We start from the raw sequence: 6,110 nt of genomic DNA, 5'->3' as shown, positions 1-6,110 counted from the left end.
TCGACTTCCAGCGCGAGCTGCTCAACCGTCTCGGCCGTCGTCGCGCCCGTCGAGATTAGATCCTCAAGCTCGTCGATCTCCTCCTGGCCGTATTCCTCGATGTTTCGGAGCATGTCGGCGTTGATAGCCGATTCAGATGCGTCGGCCCTGCGGCCCTTGGCGGCAAGGCGCGCTTCGCCCAGCTCGTTCTCCAGCCGCTCGCGGCGGCGCTTGAGGGACTGGTAGATAGCGGCCGGTGATGAGGCGAGACGCCGCTGAAGAATCTGCAAGGCGAAGCCGACATTATTGCGCTTCTTCCCGTCACCTTCGGCGAAGCGCTGCACGCGGTTCATCTCGGTGCGAACATATTCGGTGACGGCGGTGTAGAGCGCGGCTTCCCCTTCCGAGAGCTGATACTTGACGGTGCGCGCCCGCCGCTCGGGGAAGAGCGGCCGGCCATCGAACTTGAGCAGTTCCTCCTTGGTCAGCCGCCGCATCATGTCTTCGGTGTCGGCATAATGGACGCCATCGCGGAACCGGCCCTCGAACCGATCGCCGTCGAGCAAAGCCATGAAGAGCTGGAAATCCTCTTCCTTGCCGTTGTGCGGCGTCGCCGACATCAACAGCAGGTGCCGGCAGACCTGACCGAGCTTCTGGCCGACCTGATAGCGCCGCGTGTATTTGACCTCGCCGCCGAAATAGGTGGCCGACATGCGATGCGCTTCGTCGCAGATAATCAGATCCCATTCGCGCGCGCTCATGAGCTTCTCCTGAAGCTCCTCGTTGCGCGCCAGCACGTCGAGGCGGACGATCAGCCGATCCCGGTCGCTGAACGGGTTGCCCGACCGCGAATTCTCGATCATGTCGCGGGAGAGGATGTCGAACTCGAGATTGAATTTCTGGCCGAGTTCGTCCTGCCATTGCTCGACCAGGCTGCCCGGCGCGACGACGAGACAGCGTTCGAGATCGCTGCGGGCGATCAGCTCCTTCATCAGCAGCCCGGCCATGATCGTCTTGCCGGCGCCGGGATCGTCGGCGAGGAGGAAGCGAAGCGGCTGCCGCGGCAGCATTTCGCCATAGACCGCCGAAATCTGGTGCGGCAGCGGATCGACCAGACTCGTGTGGATCGCCAGATACGGATCGAAATAGTGCGCCAGCTTGATGCGGTTGGCTTCCGTCACCAGACGCAGCAACGCGCCGTCGGCGTCGAACGACCATGGCCGTCCGCTCTGCTCGACCTCAAGCCGATGCTCGTCATCCCGATAAAGAACGGCCTCGGCCACCGTGCCATTGTGATCGCGAAAAACGACGCTGATCGCCTGATCGCCGATCCAGTCCACCGAGATCACATGCACGGCCTGCGCCGAAGCAATGCCCCGCACGGATGCGCCGTTCTTTATTTCCTCAAGCCTTGCCGCCATTAGCCGGCGCCCCCCGATTCTCTCATAGCTGAAACTCCGCCTTCTCAAGCGCAGCCTCAGTTTCTTTGCGGTTTATCGTTACGATATGCTGCGTATGGGCGCTCTGTTTCGCGGCGTCACCAAGCAAACCCAGACGCTTCAAAACATAGAAGAGCATCGCGTAACGGACCGAGAGCACACCATTTCCCTGATCCAGCCCATAATCCTTGGCGACGACCTTCTTCTGGCTCGCCGTAAGCCCCGGATGCGGGCCGATGATGACATCGAAATAGTTATTCCAGAGCCAGTCGCCCTCGCCGGCTTCCCCAGGCTCGCCCTTCCCACCGACTTCGAGTATGCGCGGCAGCAGGAAGTCCTTGAACTTGTGCTCAAGGTGGCAATAGGCCCGCGCGTGCCAGCGGAACCCGTCATAGCCGAAGGCGTGCGGCGTGATCCGCCGCCAAATGGGGTCCGGCCGCACCTTGTTCATCGACTGGTAGAAGACGTCGATCGAGACGCCCTCGCGGCTGGCGTCGAGAATCTTGCGCAGCACCGTGATGTCGATGTCCCGCCTGGGGGTCAGCGCGACATCGGCGCTGGGAAGCGCCGCAATCCACGAATCGCTCGCGGGCACGGCGCCTTCGGCGACCGAGCGAAGCTGCGAGAGATAGATGTAGGGGTCCGGCTCAAGGAAGCGCAGAACGAACTTTTCGGCGGCGACATAGCGCTTGGCGCGGGTGTCATACTCCATGTTTCCCGGCGCGCGCTCCTGATAGAGCGTCAAATCCTTGGACGCCTGCGGCACCGACACGCCGAACGCCTCAACGAGGTCGGCCCGGTTGATCGAGCCCTCCCAGAACAGCCGGAACTCGATGAACTCGAGCCGGCGCCCCACCCCCCATTTCAACGCCGTTGCGGCCTCTGCCATTGCTTCCGCCTCGCGCCAGTGAGCATAAAAACTATATGGACAATCCATCATAGTCCGTGTAATTATTATTCCCATTAGAGGCGCCCGTCAATGGTGATCGGCGCACGGATTGGGAGGCAAGGCATGCCGAAACGCGGTTCCAAGGGCGAAGTCACCAGCAAGCGGGCGGCCAGTGCCGCCGCCAAGGTGTTGCGCAACCCCAGCAGCAGCAAGGCCGCGAAGACGGCGGCTGCTTCGGCGCTGTCTCAGCGTCCGAACAAGAAGTAGCACCCGAAAGGAGGGCAACCATGGCCGTCGCGAGTCGATCCACCCTGGTCGTTCACGGCCGCCTCGCCATGCGGGAGAGTCGGCTGGCCGCAGGCCGTGACGGTCGTCACGGCCTCCAGATCATGTCCTTCGAGCAGGCCGCAGTCCGGCTGGCCGGCGGCTTCGCCCGACCCATCGACGACGAAAGCCTGCGCGCGGCCATCCAGGCAGCCCTGCCCGCAACACCGATGGGCGAGCTGGAGAGCATCAAGGCTCTTCCCGGCATGATCGACGCGGCGGCCGACACGCTCCACAAAGCTTGGCGCGCGGGCATCGATCTTGCCGCACACGCGGCCGATCATCGGCGTCTTGGCGCCATCGCGCGCCTGGAAGCGACTGTCCTCAACCAGCTTCCGTTCGGCATGATGCGGCCCCTCGACATCGTCGCCGCTGCGACCACCCGCATCAGTCATGCGTCGGCAGTCCTCGGCCCGATGGAGATCGTCGGCCTTACCGAACTCTCGCCCTGCTGGCGGCCGCTGCTCCAGGCCCTTACCGCCCATATCCCCGTGCAGTGGACGGCCGGCCCGAGGAGCGTTCCCGCATGGCTGGACGGCGCCGGCGTCACGATCACGCGCGCACCGGCGCAAACGCCAGGGATCAGCGCCATCAGCGCGGCGACGGCCTATCATGAGACCATCGAGGCGATGCGCTGGGCGCGCAGCCTGCTCGCAACTGGCGTCTCGCCCTCGGAGATCGCCATCGCAACGGCATCGCCCGCCGATTACGACGATCACTTCCTGGCCCTGCGCGCCGACGCAAACATCGATCTTCACTTCGTCCACGGCGTCCGCACCGTCACCACCCGCGAGGGCCAGGCGGCCGCAGCGCTGGCCGACATCGTGGTCCGTGGGCTGTCGCAGTCGCGGCTGCGGCGCCTCGCGGCGCTCTGCCGGGACGGCGGACCTTTCGAGACCCTGCCCGAAGGCTGGCTGCGGGTTCTGCCGACCGATGCGCCGCTTTCGACGCCGGGCGCTTGGAACCGTCTGCTGGCCCGCTTGACGCCGGAAGAGTGGCCCGACGGCGCCGACCATGCTCCGACGCTGCGCGCCGCCATCGAGACTCTGGCGAAAGGACCGGACGCCGCCAACGAGATCGGAGAAGCCTTCCTCAAGGGCCGCGCGCTCGCGATCTGGCGCAAGGCGCTGCTCGCCGGCCCTGCCGCCTCGATCGACGCGACGCTGGAAATCCTGAAGCAGGACGACGGACTGGAAGCGTGCGTCTGCGTCGCCTGGATGCCGGCCAGCGCACTCGCCGCGTCACCCCGTCGCTTCGTGCGGCTCCTCGGGCTCAATTCCTCCCGCTGGCCGCGCGGAATCGCCGAGGACCGGTTGATCCCGGACCATATCATCCCGACCCCGGTGCTCGATCCGCTCCCAGTCAATCTCGCCGACCGCCGCGATTTCGAGACGATCCTCGCCACGACAGCCGATACCGTCGTTCTCTCGCGCGCCCGGCGCGACAGCGATGGGCGTCTTCTGGGACGCAGCCCCCTGCTCGCAGGGCGGCGCGACGAAACCTATTTGCGCCGCAACGCGACGCCGGCGCACGCTTTCAGCGAAACCGACCGCCTCATGGCCCGGCCCCAGGAGTTCGCCGCCGATCCGCAAGCGGTCGGCGCGCAGGGCTGCTGGCGCGACTGGCGGCAGGCCGAGATTACTCCCCATGACGGGCTCGTGCGGGCGGATCATCCGCTCGTTCTCGCCATCCTCGGCCGCACCCAGTCGGCCAGCTCGCTGCGCCGCCTGCTGCGCAATCCGCTCAGCTTCGTGTGGGTCTATGCGTTCGGATGGCGTGAACCGCAGAGCAGCGCCGAACCGCTCGTGCTCGACGCGCTCGGGATCGGCGATCTCGTTCACTTGGTTCTCGACCGCGCCTTGCGCGACCTCGAAACCGGAGACGGTCTTGCCTCCGCCGGCGCCGAGACCATCGAAGCCGCGGTGGCGCGGGCCGCGCAAGCCGTCGCCGCCGATTGGGAAAGCGAGCGTCCGGTTCCGCCGGCCGTCATCTGGAGCCGCACGCTCGACGACGCCCGCGTCATGGCGGGCCGCGCCTTGTCCTATGGTGATGATGTCCTGCCGGGCGCACGCTCCTACGGAGAGGTGCCCTTCGGCGGCTTGGAGCCGAAATCCGACGCGGGAACGCCCTGGGATGCGAGCGCGCCGGTCGCGATTCCCGACACGGGCTTCAACATCGCCGGCTATATCGACCGGCTCGACATCTCGGGCGACGGCAAGCGCGCGCTCGTGCGCGACTACAAGACCGGCTTACCGCCGCGCGGCGACATCCGGCTGAACGGCGGGCGCGAGCTTCAGCGCTGTCTCTATGCCTTCGCGGTGAAGGCGCTCCTCGGCGACGATGTCGCCATCAGCGCCTCGCTGCTCTACCCGCGCGAGCCCGTCGATCTCCAGCTCGACGATCCCGAGGCCGTGCTCGCGGAGATCACGGGCTATCTGCGCGCGGCACGGTCGAGTCTTGCCGGAGGCGCGGCCCTGCCTGGCCCGGATACCGGCGGCGACTATGACGACCTCGCCTTCGCCCTGCCGGCCAACGCCAGCGCCACCTATTGCAAACGCAAAATGCCGGCCGCCACGGAGCGGCTTGGCGAAGTCGCTCAGGTCTGGGAGGCGGAATGATGAGCAGCGTGTCCAAGGTGCTGAAGGACGACGGCGCGCGCCGCGATGCGATCAGCCTCCATGATCGCTCGATCCTGGTCGAGGCCGGCGCGGGTTCGGGCAAGACCGCCGTCATGGCCGGCCGCATCGCCGCCATGCTCGCCGAAGGCGTCGCGCCGCGTTCCATCGCCGCCGTCACCTTCACCGAACTCGCCGCGAGCGAGCTGCTATCGCGTGTCCGCGAGTTCGTTGCCGATCTCTCGGCCGGCACGATCGCGACCGAGCTGCGCGTGGCGCTGCCCGATGGGCTGTCCCAGACCCATCGCGACAATCTCGCCGCCGCCAGCGCCGCGATCGACGAAATCACCTGCTCGACCATCCACGGCTTCTGCCAGCGCCTAATCAAGCCCTATCCGGCGGAGGCCGACATCGATCCCGGCGCCGGCGTCATGGATCGCAACCAGGCCGACCTCACCTTCCTTGAGATTGTCGATGGCTGGCTGCGCGAACGCCTGTCCGGCGGTCAGGGCGGTATCCTGGCCGAGTTGGTGCTGCACAGCCCCGGCGAGACCGTGGCGCTCATCCATAAGATCGCCGAGAATATGCGCCGTCGCCCCACGCTCACGGCCCCGCCCGTCTCTCCACTTGGCGGCCACCTCACGGCGTTCCGGCAGGCCACGGCGGATTTCGCGAACTTCATGGATGGCACGGCGGCGGCCGAGCCGGAAACGGTGACGATCGTCGATCGGCTGGCCGAAATGGCGACCGCCGTGGCGAACGGTCCCGATCCCGCGACGCCCGCGGGCCTCGTTCGGCTCCTGACCGCGCGGCCCCACGCGGATCTTTGCACCAAGACCGGCACCTTCGCCTCCTACCGCAAGA

At 66.5% G+C, this 6,110-nt stretch carries 5 protein-coding genes; 3 read left to right on the top strand and 2 right to left on the bottom strand.

The genetic code is table 11. From position 1 onward, the window contains the following. Both Q0480_RS04090 and Q0480_RS04085 read right to left on the bottom strand, forming a co-directional pair. A partial coding sequence (locus tag Q0480_RS04090) for a DEAD/DEAH box helicase (protein ID WP_299131029.1) occupies positions 1-1,400 on the bottom strand: 1,400 nt, incomplete at its 3' end. 22 nt (positions 1,401-1,422) lie between these two features. After that, a complete protein-coding gene (locus Q0480_RS04085) occupies positions 1,423-2,307 on the bottom strand; it encodes a WYL domain-containing protein (RefSeq protein WP_299131028.1) in 885 nt (294 codons plus the stop codon). Positions 2,308-2,430: 123 nt separating this feature from the next. Between Q0480_RS04085 and Q0480_RS04080 the strand changes: the two genes are divergently transcribed. From Q0480_RS04080 to Q0480_RS04070, 3 genes are all read left to right on the top strand, one after another. Further along, positions 2,431-2,574, top strand: coding sequence for a hypothetical protein (locus tag Q0480_RS04080; protein ID WP_299131026.1), 144 nt, complete (start codon positions 2,431-2,433; stop codon positions 2,572-2,574). Between the two features lie 20 nt (positions 2,575-2,594). After that, positions 2,595-5,249: a PD-(D/E)XK nuclease family protein gene (locus tag Q0480_RS04075; RefSeq protein WP_299131024.1), complete on the top strand. Its 2,655-nt coding sequence runs from the start codon at positions 2,595-2,597 to the stop codon at positions 5,247-5,249. Then, the coding region (locus Q0480_RS04070) for a UvrD-helicase domain-containing protein (protein ID WP_299131022.1) at positions 5,249-6,110 on the top strand (862 nt) is incomplete at its 3' end. The genes Q0480_RS04075 and Q0480_RS04070, both read left to right, overlap by 1 nt.

This window comes from uncultured Amaricoccus sp. (assembly GCF_937891315.1).
Lineage (GTDB): Bacteria > Pseudomonadota > Alphaproteobacteria > Rhodobacterales > Rhodobacteraceae > Amaricoccus.
This window is presented reverse-complemented; position numbering and strand designations above follow the sequence as displayed.

Coding starts and splice junctions, on each gene's coding strand:
- Q0480_RS04075 (WP_299131024.1), top strand. CDS start 2,595: ATGGCCGTCGCGAGTCGATCCACCCTGGTCGTTCACGGCCGCCTCGCC.
- Q0480_RS04080 (WP_299131026.1), top strand. CDS start 2,431: ATGCCGAAACGCGGTTCCAAGGGCGAAGTCACCAGCAAGCGGGCGGCC.
- Q0480_RS04085 (WP_299131028.1), bottom strand. CDS start 2,307: ATGGCAGAGGCCGCAACGGCGTTGAAATGGGGGGTGGGGCGCCGGCTC.